This is a genomic window from Pseudomonas sp. S49, assembly GCF_009866785.1.
Lineage (GTDB): Bacteria > Pseudomonadota > Gammaproteobacteria > Pseudomonadales > Pseudomonadaceae > Aquipseudomonas.
On record NZ_CP019432.1, the window covers coordinates 5,211,695 to 5,229,839 of the forward strand.

10 protein-coding genes are annotated in these 18,145 nt (G+C 57.6%); 6 read left to right on the forward strand and 4 right to left on the reverse strand.

Annotated features, from left to right (window positions below):
• The first annotated feature begins 18 nt into the window (after positions 1-18).
• Genes PspS49_RS23000 through PspS49_RS23025 form a run of 6 tightly spaced genes read left to right on the forward strand, consistent with a single transcriptional unit; the run spans position 19 to position 6,738 of the window.
• Positions 19-744, forward strand: coding sequence for an RDD family protein (locus PspS49_RS23000; RefSeq protein ID WP_160041577.1), 726 nt, complete (start codon positions 19-21; stop codon positions 742-744).
• The gene (locus PspS49_RS23005) at positions 741-1,718 is read left to right on the forward strand and encodes a stage II sporulation protein M (protein WP_160041579.1); all 978 of its coding nucleotides are present in this window, start codon (positions 741-743) and stop codon (positions 1,716-1,718) included. The genes PspS49_RS23000 and PspS49_RS23005 overlap by 4 nt, the downstream gene beginning before the upstream one ends.
• Positions 1,705-3,252: a DUF4129 domain-containing protein gene (locus PspS49_RS23010; RefSeq protein WP_160041581.1), complete on the forward strand. Its 1,548-nt coding sequence runs from the start codon at positions 1,705-1,707 to the stop codon at positions 3,250-3,252. The genes PspS49_RS23005 and PspS49_RS23010 overlap by 14 nt, the downstream gene beginning before the upstream one ends.
• Positions 3,249-4,412, forward strand: coding sequence for a DUF4350 domain-containing protein (locus PspS49_RS23015; RefSeq protein ID WP_160041583.1), 1,164 nt, complete (start codon positions 3,249-3,251; stop codon positions 4,410-4,412). Before PspS49_RS23010 ends, PspS49_RS23015 begins: the two co-directional genes overlap by 4 nt.
• Positions 4,409-5,410, forward strand: coding sequence for a MoxR family ATPase (locus tag PspS49_RS23020; protein WP_141126337.1), 1,002 nt, complete (start codon positions 4,409-4,411; stop codon positions 5,408-5,410). The genes PspS49_RS23015 and PspS49_RS23020 overlap by 4 nt, the downstream gene beginning before the upstream one ends.
• Positions 5,407-6,738, forward strand: a complete 1,332-nt coding sequence (locus tag PspS49_RS23025) for a DUF58 domain-containing protein (protein WP_160041585.1) — start codon at positions 5,407-5,409, stop codon at positions 6,736-6,738. Before PspS49_RS23020 ends, PspS49_RS23025 begins: the two co-directional genes overlap by 4 nt.
• A gap of 60 nt (positions 6,739-6,798) precedes the next feature.
• On the opposite strand, the gene PspS49_RS23030 is transcribed toward PspS49_RS23025, so the two are convergent.
• From PspS49_RS23030 to PspS49_RS23045, 4 genes are all read right to left on the reverse strand, one after another.
• Complete coding sequence (locus PspS49_RS23030) at positions 6,799-8,823, reverse strand: hypothetical protein (RefSeq protein WP_160041587.1); 2,025 nt, start codon at positions 8,821-8,823, stop codon at positions 6,799-6,801.
• Between the two features lie 119 nt (positions 8,824-8,942).
• Positions 8,943-10,283, reverse strand: a complete 1,341-nt coding sequence (locus tag PspS49_RS23035; RefSeq protein WP_160041589.1) for a hypothetical protein — start codon at positions 10,281-10,283, stop codon at positions 8,943-8,945.
• Positions 10,276-14,037, reverse strand: coding sequence for a hypothetical protein (locus PspS49_RS23040; RefSeq protein ID WP_160041591.1), 3,762 nt, complete (start codon positions 14,035-14,037; stop codon positions 10,276-10,278). Before PspS49_RS23040 ends, PspS49_RS23035 begins: the two co-directional genes overlap by 8 nt.
• Positions 14,030-18,118, reverse strand: coding sequence for a neuraminidase-like domain-containing protein (locus tag PspS49_RS23045; protein ID WP_160041593.1), 4,089 nt, complete (start codon positions 18,116-18,118; stop codon positions 14,030-14,032). The genes PspS49_RS23040 and PspS49_RS23045 overlap by 8 nt, the downstream gene beginning before the upstream one ends.
• Positions 18,119-18,145: the final 27 nt, after the last annotated feature.

An 18,145-nucleotide genomic window follows, 5' to 3' on the forward strand; every position in this document is an offset into this window, starting at 1 on the left:
GCGAACATCAGGTAGCCCATGCTCGAACCCACAGCACCGCCAAGGAAAGCACCGCTGGCCCCGCCGCTGGATACGCGGCATCAGGTCGAAACGCCGGAAGGCATCGATCTGCCGTTGCGTCCCGCCGGGTTGATGGTGCGTGCCGTGGCCTTTGCCATCGATCTGGGTATTCGCGGCCTGATCATGGGCGCGCTGTTCATCGCGCTGGCGTTTCTCGGCAAGCTCGGTATGGGTCTTGGTTCGCTGCTGCTGTTTGCGATCAGCTGGTGGTACATGGTGCTGTTCGAAGTGCTGCGTCAAGGCCGCTCGCCGGGTAAACAGTGGATGGGCCTGCGCGTGGTGCACGACGACGGCACACCGATTGGCTGGTCGGCCTCGCTGCTGCGCAACGTGCTGCGCTTTGTCGATCTGCTGCCCTTCGGCTACTTCCTCGGCGCGCTCAGTTGCCTGCAACACCCGACCTTCAAACGCCTCGGCGACATCGCGGCCGGCACACTGGTGGTCTACAGCGAACGCCCGTTGACCCGACCGCAACTGCCTGATGCCGAACCCCGGCGATCGCCGGTCACCCTGACTCTCGCGGAACAACGCGCCGTGCTTGGCTTTGCCGAGCGCCAAGGTGAATTATCGCCAGCGCGGGTCAATGAGCTGGCTGCCTTGCTCGCCCAGCCACTGCATATTTCCGCACCCAAAGCAGTCGTTGAGCTCAACGGCATTGCTCGCGGTTTGTTGGGCCCGACATGAAACAAAGCCTTTTCGAGACGCGTCACAAGGCCGAATGGGAGCGTTTTGCGCTGGCCCTCGAACGCCTCGAACGTGGCAAGGACACCTCGCAAGTCGGCGGTTTTCCCAAGGCCTATCGCAGGCTTTGCCAACATCTGGCATTGGCTCAGGAACGTGGCTACAGCAGTTTCCTCATTGATTCGCTGCAACAACAAGTACTGCGCGGACATCAACAGCTGTACCGTCATCGCAGCCGGCTCGGCGCCAACCTGCTGAGTTTCATCCTCGCCGACTTTCCGCGTCTGGTACGTGCCGAATGGCCTTTTGTGCTGGCCGCGGTTTTGCTGTTCTTCGGTAGCCTGATCAGCGTCGGCGTGTTGGTGTATGTGTTTCCCGAACTGGTCTACAACCTGATCCCCGCCGATCAGGTGCGTGAGATGCAAGGCATGTATGACCCGGTCGCCGGCCACCTCGGGCGCCCCGCCGAACGCGCGGCCAGCGAAGACTGGGTGATGTTCGGTTACTACGTGATGCACAACATCGGCATCGCCTTTCAGACCTTCGCCAGCGGTTTGCTGATGGGCGTGGGCAGTGCGTTCTTTCTGTTCTACAACGGCATGGTCATCGGTGCGGTCGCCGGGCATCTGAGCGAGATCGGTTTTGGCCAGACCTTCTGGTCATTCGTCATCGCCCATGGCGCCTTTGAACTCACCGCCATTGCCCTCGCCGGGGCGGCCGGCCTGGAACTCGGCTGGGCCTTGATCGCACCCGCACGGCTGAGCCGCAGCGAAGCGCTGAAACGGGCGGCGCGCAAGAGCGTGTTGCTGGTCTGCGGGGTGATGTTGTTCCTGTTGATTGCCGCGTTTATCGAAGCCTATTGGTCATCGAAAACCAGTGTCACGCCACTGACCAAGTATCTGGTTGGCGCCGGGCTGTGGGCATTGGTCGCGCTCTATCTGTTGTTCGCCGGAAGGACACGCCATGCGCCTGAGTGACGCCACCGTGGTGATCCGTCCGCGCACGACCTGGGAAGCCATGGACCTCGGCGTGCTGATGAGCCAGCAACATCGCCGTCTGCTGATGACCAGTTGGGCGATCGTCACCTTGCCGCTGTTCGCTTTGCTCAGCCTGTTGTTCTGGGATTCGCCGTCACTGGCGGTGTTTATCTTCTGGTGGCTGAAACCGGCGTACGAACGCCTGCCGCTGTACATCCTGTCGAAAGCGCTGTTCGGCGAAACGCCGACACTCAAACAAGCCTTGCGCCAATGGCCACGCCTGCTCAAACCGCAACTGCTGGCCAGCCTGACCTGGCGCCGCCTGAGTTTGAGCCGCAGCTTTCTGCTGCCGGTGGTGCAACTCGAAGGCCTCGACGGCAATGCCCGGCAACAACGCCTGCAGGTGCTGCTGCAACGCAACGCCGGCGCCGCGCAATGGCTGACCCTCATCGGCGTGCATCTGGAGACCGCGTTGTGGATCGGCCTGATGGTGCTGTTCTACATGTTGCTGCCACAGCAGATCGAAACGGATTGGGACTGGCAATCGCTGATATTCGCGGCGGATCACGATTGGCGCTGGCTCGAACACCTGACCAATGTTTTCTATGCGCTGGTGCTGGTGGTGTGGGAACCGATCTACGTCGCCTGTGGCTTCAGCCTTTATCTGAACCGCCGCACACAGCTGGAAGCATGGGATATCGAACTGGTGTTCCGCCGCTTGCGACAACGCCTGAACAACGGTGTATTGGGGGTGCTGCTGGCAGTCTGTCTGCTGCTGCCGAATGTGCCTTCGGCGTGGGCAGCCGAGCCTGATGACAGTCCACAGGCACCGCGACTGTTGAATCAGCCGCTCACCAGTCAGGCCTCCCGAGACAGCATCAAGGCGTTGCTCGAACAACCGCCGTTCAAGAACAAGGAATCCGTCACCCGCTATCGCTTTGGCGACGACCCGGCGAAACCTGCCGAAGCGCAAACACCGGGTGAAGCGCCGCAGTGGTTGAAAACCCTGCTGGGCTGGCTCGACGGGCAACACCTCAATCTGCTGGCGAAGATCATTGAAGTGTTATTGTGGGGCGCGCTCCTGGCGGCAATCGGCTGGCTGCTCTGGCGTTATCGCGAGTTCCTGCAAGCTTTCGTCAGTCGCCGCCCGAGACTGCCTGCCAAACCGAAACGCGCGTTGCCGCAGCAAGCCTTCGGTCTGGACTTGAACCGCGACACCCTGCCTGACGACATCGCAGCCAGCGCCGAGCAACTCTGGCAAAGCCAACCCCGTGCAGCGTTGGGCCTGCTCTATCGAGGGCTGCTCAGCCATCTGCTCCACGATTTCGATCTGACCCTGAAGCCCGCCGACACCGAACTCCAGGTGCTCGTGCAAATCGAGCATTTACAACGTCCCGAACTGCTCGCCTTCAGCCGCAGCCTGACCGTCCACTGGCAGAACATGGCCTACGGGCATCGCGTGCCAGCGGCGCCTCTGCAGCAGGAATTGTGCGATGGCTGGCGCGCCTTGTTCGGCCCCGGAGCCGTCCGATGAGTCGCCGCACGGGATGGTGGGTCGCTGCGTTGGTCGCCCTGCTGCTGGGCGCGTTGAGCGTTTTCCTCTACCTCAAGGCCAAGCCTTATCAGGAAGAAATAGATCACGGCCCCTCACCCGCCGCGCAAGCCAATCCTTATCTGGCAGCCGAGCTGTTTTTGCGCGAGCGCGGCCTGAATGTCGGCCATGCCGAAAGCCTCGCGGTGCTCCCCGATATCGACCCACGCCGTCATACATTGCTGTTGTTCAACGACCGCTCGCAAATGACCCCGCGTCAGGTCGATCAGGTATTGAACTGGGCACGCGCCGGCGGGCGCCTGGTATTCGTCGCCGAATCACTGTGGGATGAGCAGACCAGACAGAGCAACGACCTGTTGCTCGACCGGGTGCAACTGCATCAATCCCTGAGCAAGGATCTGAAAGACTTACCTGCGGACGTCGAACCAGAGCGCTTCCCGAAACTGACCAAACTCTATCTGGAAGACGAAGACGCACCGGCCTACGCCGGTTTCGACACCGACTTCCACCTCGACGACCCGAAGAACCTCGCACAAGCCTGGGCCAACAGTGCCAAGGCCACGCACATGATGCAGCTGCCCTACAGCCTTGGCACGATCACCGTGGTCACCGACGCCGAATTGTGGAAGAACAAAAGCATCAGCCAATACGACAATGCCTGGCTGCTCTGGTATTTGAGCGCCGACACCGACGTCACCTTGATCTACAACACCGCGCACGATGGCCTGCTGACCTTGCTCTGGCGCTACTTCCCGCAAGCCATCGTTGCCCTGCTGGCGTTGATCGCTCTTTGGCTGTGGCATGTCGGTGTGCGCCATGGACCACTTCAGACGCCGGCCCCGAGCGGGCGGCGACAGTTGCAGGAACACCTGCGTGCCAGCGCCGATTTCCTGTTGCGTCACAACGGCCAACAGGCACTCCTGCAAGCCCTGCAACAGGATGTGCTGCGCCGCGCCCGCCGTCGCCATCCCGGCTTTGACCAATTGAACGTTGCCGAACAATGGCTGGCGTTGTCGCGCCTGACCCGGCAACCCACCCGCGCTATCAGCCAGGCCCTGAGCCCGGTGCCGAACCGGCGGATCTCCAGCGCCGATTTTTGCCGCCAGGTCGCCCACCTGCAAACCTTGAGGAACACGCTATGACCGAACAGATCGAGCCCGGCAGCGCCAGCCACGCCGCCCAGCAACGTCAGCGTGCCAGCCAGTTGGCGCAAGCGGTGCGCGGCGAATTGCAGAAGGCCTTGATCGGCCAGAATCAGGTGATCGACGACGTGCTGACAGCACTTATCGCCGGTGGCCACGTGCTGCTCGAAGGCGTGCCGGGGCTGGGCAAGACCTTGTTGGTACGTGCACTGGCCCGCTGCTTCGGTGGCGAGTTCGCGCGGATTCAATTCACTCCGGATCTGATGCCCAGCGACGTCACCGGCCACGCGGTGTACGACTTGCAAACCGAGCAGTTCAAACTGCGCAAAGGCCCGTTGTTCACCAATCTGTTACTGGCCGACGAGATCAACCGCGCACCGGCGAAAACCCAGGCCGCCTTGCTCGAAGCGATGCAGGAGCGTCAGGTCACGCTCGAAGGTCGCGCCCTGCCCATCGCGCAACCGTTCATGGTCCTGGCCACGCAAAACCCGATCGAACAGGAAGGCACCTATCCCCTGCCGGAAGCCGAGCTCGACCGGTTCATGCTCAAGGTCCGCATGGACTACCCCGACGCCGATCAGGAGCTGAACATGGTGCGTCAGGTCTGTCGCTCGACCCGTGCCGACATGCTCGATGTGCAACCGCTGCGCACCGTGTTGCAAGCCAAGGACGTGCAAGCCTTGCAACGCATCGCCAGTGATTTGCCGCTGGACGACCAGGTCCTCGACTACGCCGTGCGCCTGGCGCGCAGCACGCGCACCTGGCCGGGGCTGACCCTTGGCGCCGGACCACGCGCCTCGATTGCCTTGGTGCGTTGCGCCCGTGCCCGCGCATTGTTGCGTGGCGGCGAATTTGTGATTCCCGATGACATCAAGGGCTGCGCGCTGGCCGTGCTGCGCCATCGCGTGCGCATCGCCCCGGAGCTGGACATCGAAGGTTTGCAGGTCGATCAGGTGCTCCAGCAACTGCTCGACCAGATTGCGGCGCCGCGTCTGTGAAACCCTCACGCCTGCTGTTGATCTGGCTGGCTGTGCTGCTGGTCATCGGCATTGTGCTGGGGACATTGCGGGCACTGGAGACCGATATCCCGGCCAGTCTGATCTCGATCAACTGGGGTTTGCTGCTGGCACTGTTGGCCCTGGCGGTGCTGGATGCGCTGCGCCTCAAACGTCTGCCGACGCCGCGCATCACACGTCAGATGCCCGGTAGTCTCGCCCTCGGACGTTGGGGCGAGGTGCACCTGGAAGTCGAACATGACTTTACTGCGCCGACGAACATTGAACTGTTCGACCACCCACCGGAAGGCTTGAGCTTCGAACACCTGCCGCTCTCCATTGAATTGCAACCGGGCCAGCGCAGCCTGCTCGGCTATCGCCTGCGCCCGCTCAAACGCGGTCATTTCAGCTTCGTCCACTGCGAAATCAACCTGCCCAGCCCCTTGGGATTATGGTCAGGCAAACGCCTGCTCAGCGTCAGCGACCAGACCCGCGTCTATCCCGACTTCGCCCGGCTCTACGGCGGTGAACTGCTGGCTGTGGACAACTGGCTCAGCCAGCTCGGCGTACGCCAGCGGCAACGTCGCGGTCAGGGTCTGGAATTCCATCAACTGCGCGAATTCCGCGAAGGCGACAGCCTGCGCCAGATCGACTGGAAAGCCACCGCGCGCCAGCGCACGCCGATTGCCCGCGAGTATCAGGACGAGCGCGATCAGCAGATCATTTTCATGCTCGACTGCGGCCTGCGCATGCGCAGCCAGGAAGATGAACTGTCGCACTTCGATCACGCACTCAATGCCTGTTTGCTGCTCAGTTATGTGGCCTTGCGTCAGGGCGATGCGGTGGGTTTGAGCACATTTGCCGGCGAGCAGCCGCGCTATCTGGCGCCGGTCAAAGGTAGCGGCCAACTGAACGTGCTGCTCAATGCGGTTTATGACCTTGAGAGCACTCAGCGTCCCGCCGATTATCAGGCTGCCGTCAATCAACTGCTGGCCCGACAAAAGCGCCGGGCACTGGTGGTGCTGGTGACCAATTTGCGTGATGAAGATGACGATGAACTGTTGAGCGCGGTTAGACGCCTGAGTGCGCAACATCGGGTGCTGGTGGCAAGCCTGCGCGAGGAGGCGCTGGATTCGATACGCCAAAGAGCGGTGCAAAACTTGCCCGAAGCGCTAGCTTATTGCGGGACGGTGAATTACCTGAACGAACGGGCAGAACTCCATGAGCGGTTGAGTGCTCATGGGGTTCCGGTGGTGGATGTTCGGCCTTTGGAGCTAGGGGCTGAAATGGTAACGCGATATCTAACCTGGAAAACAGCTGGCACTTTATGACGCAGAGCGTGACGAACTCCATGCTCAGAGGGGGCGCACACGTCAACTTCCAACAACCCGCTACAAGTCTATAAAAGTACCATCATAACTATTTACAACCCTAAAGTTTAAAGTCTGCGTCCCAAGCGGCCAGGTCGCAGTACCATCTGCCTGGGTATGCGTAAAATCAGCCCCCTCCGGCCAAGTGATGGCGATAAATACGCCGGGGGCGGGCTGATCCAGGAAAACCGAAGTAGCGCTAATAACATACTTGGAACCATGACCATCCTGAATTAGTTTTTTAGTTGCAGTGACCAGATTATGGCCCAACGACATCCGCAAATCCGATGAAACCCAATCAAAATCCTGAATCTCCAGTTTCAAAAAAAACTCCGTATTTTTAGAGGTCTTATTGAAGTCCAACTTCCAGGACAACCCTCGCTGGTCAAGTTGATGTATTACCTCCAGACCAGGTGTAACCTCAACACCTAGAATGTCAGGAGGCTCGCCTTCCCATATGAGTTTTACACGGCGACCAACCAAGGGAGAGTCAGGTTCCAACGATAGATACAGAGTATGCGTGGCGCCGTGACAGGGATTGGCACCTTCGGGAAATTTAAAGGGAAACGTATCGAACACAAAAACAAGCTCATCGTGACTTATCACTTTGACTGGAAACGATGGCGAACTCGAAAACTCTGGAAATTTCGGCAAGGAAAATTGCAATTCAAAAGTACCGCTGTCGGCCTGATCACTCGTGATAACCCAACTCAACGAGGTCGTCCCATCCGCCATCGCACACGGTTGACCCAATGGCGGATCAAAAACCAACCCTTGCCCCTCTGCACCAGGCGTGTATTCCAGAGCAAGAAAGCCACCCGGATCACCAATTAAAATGCTGTCCTCATAACTCAGGGTCAATGTACAGGTCTGCCCGACCATCAAGTCCGGTTTCACATCGGGCCATTCCATCCGCTGTCCATTAACGAGTGGGACGAAAGCATCTGACCAGTGTTCAATCAAACGCCCCTGCAATGACGGCGACGCCTCTAGTTCGGGAATTTTGGGAAGAGCAAACTGCAACGCGAAATGCCCGGCATCCGCTTGTTCGCTAGTGACTAGCCAGTTTAATGACGTTGTCCCCACAGCCATCGCACGCGGCAGCCCCAAGGGTGGATCAAATACCAGCCCCCGTTCCTCTGAGCCCGGTGCGTATTGCAGAGCAAGAAAGGCATCGGGCTCACCAATCAGTCCACTGTTTTTATACTCAAGGGTCAGCGTGCAGGTGTCTCCCACCATTAAATCCAGTTTGAGTGCAGACCAACTGACCGGCTGGCCATTGATCAGAGGTGTGAAACCGTCTGACCAATCTCTGATTAAACGCCCAGGTATGACCGGTGATTTCGATACGTCGGGTAACTTGGGAAGGGAAAACTGCAAAGCGAAAAGACTGATATCAGTGGGGCTGATCGTGATTTGCCAGCTCAATGAAGTAGTTCCCTCCTCCATCGCGCACAACTGCCGCAACGGCGGATCGAAAACCAGATCCCTGCCCTCTGCGCCTGGTACGTAATCCAGAGCAACAAAGCCGGAAGGATCACCAATGAGAAGATTATTTTCGTAACTCAGCGTCAGTGTGTATATCCGCCTCATCATTGAAATGAGTCTGGCTTCGGGCCATTCTACTTGCCGGTCGTTGAGGAGCGGAATGAAGCCGTCTGACCAGTTGCTGATCAATCGCCCCGGTATTAACGGTGACTTCGATAACTCAGGATACTTTGGAAGCGCGAACTGCAATTCAAAAAGACCGATGTCAGATGAGTCGCTCGTGATACGCCAATTCAATGAGGTAGTGCCCTCAGCCATCTCACATTCCTGTCCCAACGGCGGATCAAAAATCAAACCCCGCTCCGTGCCCGACTTGCACTCCAAAGCAAGAAAGCCTTCGTCCGTGCCAATCAACCAACTGTATTTATAGTCCAGCCCCACTGTGCAGGTTTCACCCTTCATCAGATTCAGTTTCACCTCATCCCAGTCGACTTTCTGGCCATTAACGAGAGGGGTGAATTCTTGCAGCCAAGTATTGGAATCAATAGATTTAGACATTTGATGGCACCAATTCAAATTCGAGAGTTTTTAATTCCCACCCGCTACATCCATAGTAACCGCCGTTAATTGCATGCGACGAAATGGAGCTAACCGGTTTCGAAAACTACTGACTTACGCTACACATTCACATAAGTAGAGTTATATCTATTCCAGACTCTGAATCTCAGATCCGTGAAGAAATGCTCCCAAATTACATTACCATCCACTCCGGTAACAATATATTGCTCGCCGCTCGACCATGTTACCCAGATAACTACACCGGGGGCCGGCTTGTTTAGATGGACCGAAGTAGCGGATATAGCATAGGCAAAGCTGCCATCAGCTTGTTTCTTTGTTGCAGTCGCCAAATTATGACCCAAATCCAAAGGCAATCTTTCCGAGACCCATTCAAGATCCAGAACTTGCAATTGGAGGTAGATCAGTGCTTGCTTGGTAGCTTTGCTAAAATCCAGCTTCCAGGACACCCCCGTTTGATCAAGTTCAATTACATCCTGAAGACCCGGTGTAATCTCGACGCCCAGAACATCATGGGGCTCACCGCTCCATATCAGCTTCGCACGGCGCCCGATCAATGGAGAGTCAGGCTTCAAAGACAGCTGCAGATTATGTACGGCGCCGAGACATGGATAAGAAACCTCGTAAGAGGAAAGGGGCTCTGTACGCAAACTGCTCTGGCGAGGCTTGATGAGGAACGTATCGAACATAAATATGAGTTCGTCGTGGCCTATCACTCTTGATGGCAATGACGGCGACTCCGAAGCCATAGAAAATTTCGGCAGGACAAACTGCAACTCAAAACCACCGATATCAGCATGGTCACTCGAAATAACCCAACTTAAAGACTGCGTGCCCTCTGCCATCTCGCACGGTTGGCCCAATGGCGGATCAAAAACCAGCCCTCGCCCCTCTGCACCTTGCTTGTATTCCAAAGCAAGGAAGCCATCGGGCTTCCCTACCAAATCGCTATTTTCATAGTTCAGCCTCAACGTGCGGGTCTGTCCTACCAACAAGTCCAGCTTCACATCTGGCCAATCGACGGGCTGCCCATTGATGTACGGAATGAAGCCGTCTGACCAGTTACTGATCAATCGCCCCGGTATTAACGGTGACTTCGATAGCTCAGAATACTTTGGAAGCGCGAACTGCAATTCAAAAAGACCGATGTCAGATGAGTCGCTCGTGATACGCCAATTCAATGAGGTAGTGCCCTCAGCCATCTCACATTCCTGTCCCAACGGCGGATCAAAAATCAAACCCCGCTCCGTGCCCGACTTGCACTCCAAAGCAAGAAAGCCTTCGTCCGTGCCAATCAACCAACTGTATTTATAGTGCAGCCCCACTGTGCAGGTTTCACCCTTCATCAGATTCAGTTTCACCTCATCCCATTCGACTGTTTGGCCATTAACGAGAGGGATGAATTCTTGCAGCCAAGTATTGGAATCAATAGATTTAGACATTTGTTGGCACCAATTCAAATTCGAGCGTTTTGAATTCCCAGCCGCTGTATCCGCCCGGGACATAAGCATCCAGCCAGCCACGTCTAAGGCCAGGCATCCTGAACTCTATCCGTGCGTTCCCGTCGACATCTGTAGTAGTGGGAGCAAGATTCAATGTCGGGTATTCCCATTGCACCTCGACCCCCTCCAAAGGCTCAGAGGTCAAGGCCGACACTACGTTGACGGTCGCTGAAACCCGCTCGCCCAGGTGACCACCGGGCTTGGGGCTGGTGAGCGAGAGGATTTGCCGAGGTTGATTGAGGTAAAGCGGTATGGCGATGGACTCCGAATGCAGTGCCTCGCCCACCGTTGCGGTCAGCTCAAATGCACCAGGTGTCGTCGGTACAAACCGCACGCGCGCCACACCGTAGTAATTGGTGGTGGTTGTCACTTCACCAAGATCCGGGCTGAACCATGTCACGATCACCCCGGCCATCGGTCTGCCGCTGATGACTGAAACAATGGTGATCTGTTCCGAAACCGCCTCGCCCCACAACAAGGTCTGGCTGATTCGCGAACGCTCGGCAATTTTCACTACCTGCGCGCCCTCTCCCAAAGACATCGCATTAACGGGAGACAGGCTCGCCAGCCGTTCGGACGCAAAGCACAACCCGAAGCTGCCGTTCTTCGCGTTACCGACCGAGTAATAGTTGAAGGTTAATTTCTCTTCTTCGTTGAAACGCCTGAATTCGCCGAGCTTGGGTTCATCGAAGCGCATTCCCAGCTCCCCTGGCCCGGCTCCCGTCATTCCCAACGCCAGACCGTAATTCAGCAAATCGCTGTCGGACGGGACTTTCAGGTCAATCCGGTGCTGCCCGTTATGACGCGGGAAGTAGGTTCTTTCACCCCATGGCTGTTCCCGTTTGCCGTCAAAACTGACCATCAAACCCGCCCACGGGTCTGTTTCCAGCGCATTGACGGTTACCATGCGACTGTCTTCGTTGCCGTCAAAGTAGCTGTCTACCAGCGCAATAACCGAATGCGTGCCGCCGGCAAGCGGCCGAAAACCAAAACCGCTCCAGCCCTCTGAATCGGTCCACGTGGTCGGGCTATTCACGCCGTCCCACCAATTCACCGGAACCTGTTCCACCGGGCGCTGGGTAAAATGCGAATACACCTGAACCCAAAGCCAGGCAGGAGCCGTGGATCCGGCCGTAGCGACGACCGGATCCACGGCTGCTTCGCGCACAGCGTGAATCCTTACTTTGTTATGAGCCAACACCATGGGCTTGGCAGGAGCGACAAAATCCAGTTCGGGCAAGGCAACGACCAGCTCGAAGCGAGCCGGTTGCTCGCTTGCAGAAAAGTCCAGCGTCCAGATAGCGCCGCCGTCGGTCAACGTTTCTGAAGTATCCAGCGTCGATACAACGGGAGCGCCCAAGGCATCAATCGGGGCGTCGGAGCGGGTCAGCACGGCCTGCAAACCCACCAGCGGGCTCAATGCGCCAGGCATTACATTGAAGCTGTGGGTGGCCCCCAGACACGGATACAGCGCTTGTTCGTCCGGCTCAGCCCGAATCTGATCCAGCAGAAAGCTGAATTCCGTACTCAACTGAGCAGAAAGCAAGCGCCCGGACAACTCCCGGACAACCTCGACACTTTCCAGATGCAGTTCCAGCTCAAACAGACTGCTGATGCTGCTGACCGCCGCTGAACTCAGCGTCCATTGCACGCCTTCTTTCGACAAGGGTTTGCCTACTCCCGGCTCCGAGAGCTGCAGACCGATACCGGGATCATCGCCCCGCCAGTGCAAGCTGATGTTTTTATCAAGCCAGGAACTTTCCTCGACGGGTTTGACGATCAGGGTATGCGAATGTCCTCTTCGGCAGACCACTCCGAGCGTATTACGCTTGACAATCTCCCCGTCCAGCAGGATCTCGACCTCGGTTTTCCAGGGACTGGAAGCGAGCGCCCGGACGTCGAACGGCCGGGTGATCGGCACGGATTCCGAGTGCGCCTTGACGTGAGCCGTGACCTTCAGATTGCCGGCTTCAATCGGCGTATAGAGCACGCTCGCCCAACCACCATCGCCGCTCCAGGCAGTAATGACGCCTTGCGGCGTGTGCCATTCGACCGACGCGTTGCGAACCGGATCACCGTCACCGAATGCCGTCTCATGCAACACTTGCAAGCGCAACAACACACTTTCCTGCTCATCGACCACGGGGCATTTGTTGGCTTCGTGCACTTCACCGATCCTGACCCGGTTGCGCGCCAGCGACATCGGTCTGCCCGGGGACGGCAGCAGCAAGTCCGAGCAGACCAGTGATAGTGTGAATTTACCGTCAAGGTCCCCCCCGCTAGCCAGCGTCCAGACCATATCCCGCTCTGTGACGGGCACTGCGCTTTCAAGCTCCGGGCTGATGTCCACACCGAGCTGTCCGTGATCATCGCCACTCCAGTGCAATGACAGCCGGGTACCGAGTAAAGAACCATCGGCAGGCAGTCGTACCTGAACGTCATGGCGGCTGTCACGGTTCGGATAGCCTTGCGAATCCCAAGCGGTCTCTTGCCCATCGACAACGGCAAGCAGTTCGTCCCACGGATCAGTTTCCAGTACCCGTACTGTGAACGATTCCGTGTAAACGCCACTGGCATAATATCGACTCGTGACCGAGGCCACGATGTGCGCGTCTCCCGCCGTCTCCGGCTGAAAGTCGCAGTAGGCCCAGCCATGTTCATCCGAAACACTGGCAGAAAACACGTGCTCTGCCGTCGACCAGTTCACCGTCAGGCCTGCGAAGCTCTGATTGGTGTAATAAGACGCCACTTGCACCCCCAGACGCACGCTCTGCCCGTGTTTCAGTATCGGGTAATACGCAGCGTCCAGCCTCTCGCGAAACTTCAGACGGTGGTGGCCCAGCGATGCGTCGATCGTAAAAGGTTCGGCGTTGTAGCGGCTGTGCAGGTTCACCGTTAACGGATAACAGTCCTTGCCAGGCACCACTGGAGCGTGGAGCAACCAGTGCTCTGTCAGCAACTGGTCTATCTCCGGGCCCGGCATGACACCAATCGCTTTCTGTGGATTATCGACAAGCATCAACGAGGCCTCGGTATTCTCCCAGGCGTTGCCCGGCTCTGGCTCGAAGGTCAAATCATGTGAGTCGCTGTCTGTTGCTCCCATGCAAAGGTAAAGCGTGCCACCTTCGCCCAGCACTTGTTTATCGAGTTTCACTGTTTTCAGCTTCAACTTATCCAAATACAACTGGAGGTCGATACGGGCAATCCGGACTTTCGAATAATTGTCGTTTTCTTCGTTCGGCGGGCTTCTGATCTCGATGCGAAGCTTATCGCCAGCCTCGAACAATGCACTCAGCGTTTGTACGTATGGATCCGGATCAAAAATCAAAGGTTGTCCGGCTGCCAACCGGGCCAGATCCTGCTCAAGGTTGCGGTCAGGTTTGGGTATCAGCTCTATTTCGTCAATCAACTGCTTACCGTTGAAAATCCGTAGCCAGCCCGACTGCTCGTGGATCGTCTCGCACTCGAAGCTCAGTCGATATTGCGCTTGATCGGCGGGTTTCTTGGGGACATCAAATTCCTGACTGACCCAGCTTTCTTCAGCAAGATGCAAAAGTGTGATCCGCTCGCCAGTGACATACTCATCTTCCACCGTGCCGACTGCAGAACCGATCTTTGTCCAGCCCCTTGTCCCTTCGAGGAAATCACCATTGAGTATCAGACTCTGGTCCGCTTGAATGATCAGTTCACTCATGATTACCCGCTCCTTTGACTTGCCGGTTGCGCCAGGCAGTTTCAGCTTCGTTGACCAGGTCTTTGACTTTGCTGGCGAAGGTCGTCTCGCCGATCTTTGCGCTGTAGCGGACACGCACGATGACGTTGGTCATGGAGCGCAGCATGTCTGCCTGCGGCCGCTTCCCATGCCAGGGAAAAGACAGTTGCCACTTCGACACGGCACCCGTGTATTCGAATGGATTGAGCAAGCCATCATCGGGCTTCATGGCCGTCAGACCGTTGTCGGCAATCCCTGCCGAGAGGACGATCTGCTGGCCGCTGCGCAAGTTGATCAACACATCGCTCGGCGCCACTTTCCCGGGGTTGTGCAAGTACTGCACCGACTGCGTGGTAGCACGGGTCGCCGTCTTGCTTTCGATCTGCAGCAAGACGGCCCGCACATCCTCGAACGGTCCGGTCAGCACCGGCAGGTCGATTTCCACCGACTGGATCTGCCGGCAGAAGAGTCCCGGATGATCACGATCGAACAGCAACTGAGTCAGCTGGAACTCCAGCGTGCCGTCTCTCTGTAGCAGACCCAGCGCAGTCTCCCAACTGTCGACACCTGGCTGCGGGTCGAACTCGTCGTTGAACAACTCGCGCAGGGAAATGGTTTTCACCAATTCCGGTCGCCGCTCGTAGCGTTGTAAATATTCGCGCTCCATACGCAGCAAGTGCGCACGCAAATGCTCGCCTGCCGTCAAACCATGACGCTGATCCAGCCACACCTGTGGCAACGGAATCTGCGTGTCGTAATCACCGGTTTCGGCATTCATCGATGCCTGGGCGCTGAGACACAAACTGATGACGGCATCGTATGCCTGATAATGCAAAGCCTTGAGCTGGCCAAGCATCCAGCCGAACAGTTCGGCATTACCCGCGCGATTTTTCAGATAGCTGTAAATCGTCAGCGCCTGAGCGTTGGCCCGCAGGGTTTGGGCAAGGTTTGAGCGAGCGGCGCTGACCGCATGGCGCTGCGCCTCGATCTGCGCGTTGAGGGCGTCCACCTCGGCCAAGGCCTGATCACGCTGCAGTCCCCATTCGTTACGACGGCGACGGTAGCCTTCAGTAGTGGCCTGATCGTCGGCGTCGATTTGCAGCATCGACGAAGCGATTTCCAGTCCGAAGCACACGGCATCGATTGCATTTTCAGGCTTCATACCGCCATTGGACATGCCAAAAATCTTCGGCAGCGCCGCGATAACCGCCCCGGTGGGTTTGAGGACTTTGGCGGTCAAGGCAAGTGTTTTCGACCCTTTCAGGCTCGCCATCACCTGATACTCTACCGCCGACACGTTCTCGTCATAGCGCTGCGCGTACGCATCCGCGCGCTGTAGCGCCACGACCCGGCTCTGCTCAAGCGCCGTGACGCCAGCCTCGAGTTGAGCGATGGACTGCTCCTGCACGGTTTGCGCGTAATTGCCCAGTTCGACCAAATGCGTTTGCTGCAATTCTTCCTGCTCGGCACGATCACGTCGTTCGAGCAGATTGAGCACTTGAGTGCCGAAATCCTGGAGCACCTGCACCGCACGCAATGCAATTTCGTGAACGGCACGCCAGCGGAACGCGCCGACGACCAGCCGGCCGCCCATCGGCCGTGGCCCACCGACACCACACGACGCCAGGAAGCGCAGCAACTCGTTCGGGTCGGAGGGCGGGCTGAATAGCGGGATATCCAGCGGCTTGCCATCGAGGGTGAGGTTGTTGCGCAAGTTGTGCAAACGCCGGCCGGGGGCCGCAAACAAATCCACCAGCGACGAATCGATCGGAATCCTGAACGGCCCGGAAGACAACAGACCAAGGCTCGCCGCAATATCGGACCCGGCGGGGACATCCGCCAGACTGAAGACATGCGTCTGTTCAAACGCCTCCAGCGCCGGACGGCGGCGGCTTGCATCCACAAGGCTTCCCACCGTGGCGGTCTGCCAACGGTTCACCGCACGGGCCAAAGGCGCCGGGCCCATCAGGAACTCGGCTTGCACGTAACACAAGCGGGCCGCCACCAGGCTGTCGCGGGTCAGTTGCCGGTAATACCAGTTGCCCCAGATCATCAGATTTTTTACGTAGTCGCAGAACATCAAAATCTTGAAGTGCTTGGGTGTCGAATAGCCAATCGCATCCGGATCGGCGGGGGCCAGCGCCTCACAGCCGGGATTGCCGGCTTCGTTTGCCAATGGCCGGCAGCGCCAGTACGACACTTTGGGAACGGCTCTGGCGGTGTCTGCAATGGCTTGCGGGTCGAACACGAAATGCAACCATTTCTGCGCTTCGACAAAACGTTCTTCATCGCGCATGCGGGTGTACACCAGGTGCGGCAAATGGAAAAACAACTCCCAGTAGAACAGACCGTTGGCGCCATCGAAGGCGCCGTTGGGTTCGTGAATCTGAGCGCCGGTCGGCGGTGGTTCCGGAAGGAACTGCGTGTCCCAGTCGAGTACGGCCTCCACGGAGCGATTGGAGCGCAGCACCAGTTCAGGACCGAACTGTGAGTTCAGGCGGCTGTAATTGAGGTACGGTTCCGGCAACTCATAAGACAGAAACTGCGCCGCATTGGTGATGTTTTTTACCAGCTTTGGCGGAGTGAAGTTCGTCAGGTTGCCGATCTGGAGTTTGAACTCCTTGCCGCCATACCCGGTCGTTTCTGCGGTTAACGCTAACGTGGTGTCTGGCGGCCATGAACCTTTGTCACGTTCGAACCTCAACGAGGCCGTGGTCCAGCCTCCGGCTTGCGAATGCGTTTCTTCTAAAGAGGGATCCGCCACCGTGCCGTTCAGCAGCTTCAATTCGAACACTTCAGAAACGCCAGGGGGCAGCGCCGTAGGTCTGCAAAGCCCATTGACGATCAGTACATCCTTTTCGCCTACACGTTGGGCTGTAGCCTGAAGATCGAGAAAATACGACATTGTGCCTTCAGGCTTTTCAACGCTGGTCATCGGGACCTGGTAATTGAAGGAATGCTGCACCGTTTCCGGAGTTTTGAAGCGTTCCCTGGCGCTATCCAGCCAGCCACCTGCGTCAGTGAGGTCGGGGCGTAGCAGTACGTCGTAAATCCTGCGTGTCACGTCTGATGCATCCGATGCTTGTTCCGCGTCCTTTACCGGGATCGACACCCCCAGCTTCCCCTTGGGAGACATCCCATCGATCCACACCGAAGCAATCAGGTGAAAATCCTGGTCATCGCCTTCCGCGGCTTGCGCGCCGTATAGACTCAGCGGCGCCGACCATTGACCGTTCTGCTTCATGAAGGACAGGTTGACGTCGAGTCTTTCGGGGATGCTTTCGCGGATGCTTTCGTCTTCTGTTTTGCCTTCTACTTTGTCTCTCCATTCGGCCCAGACCAGGCACAACCGTCCGTTCCAGAACACCGGGCGTATATCCAGCACCCGATGCGCCGGCTGAATTTCCACTGCCTGCCATTCACCCCAGGCAGCCGGATTGACCGCGACGCAGGTCGGCGTGAGCTCGATCTCGGCTTTGCGCCAGAAGTACTGGAAAGGCGGCACCCGCTCACGGCCGACAAAGTAGTAGTCGGCGCGGTCAGGCGTGGGACCGTCCATGTAGCAACTCAGCACATCCAGATCACAGGTCTGCTCAAACCTTTGCAAGTAATTATGCAAGGCAGCCAGCACGGAGTCGTCATTCAAGCGGGTGTGGTTCAGGTCATTTTCGAGGGCCTTGAACAGGCTGGTCTTGCGTTGGCGAACAAACGGGTTGATGTAGTTTTCCGGGTAGAGCCTGATCAACTGCACCGCAGCCCAATCGGAATAGTTGCTGCACAATTCCCACTCGCTCAGATCGCTGGCGGAAAACTGATGCTTGTCGTAGCCGCGCTCAAGATTGCGGTATATCCGATGAATGTACTGCTGGGCGCAACTGGTCGCTTCGGCCACCCAAGAGCTTTTCACTGCGAAAGTTTCCAGCGGGTCCATACACAGCAGTTCGAACAAGCCTGCCGGCGTTTCCACAAAGGAGTATTTCTCCCGGCTGGCGTGCCCGATGCAGTATTCAAGCAAAGCGGAACGCCGTTTTTCCTGCAGATCGCCAATATGATTCAGTGCCATGATCCTTGCTCCTCGATGGGAATAGAC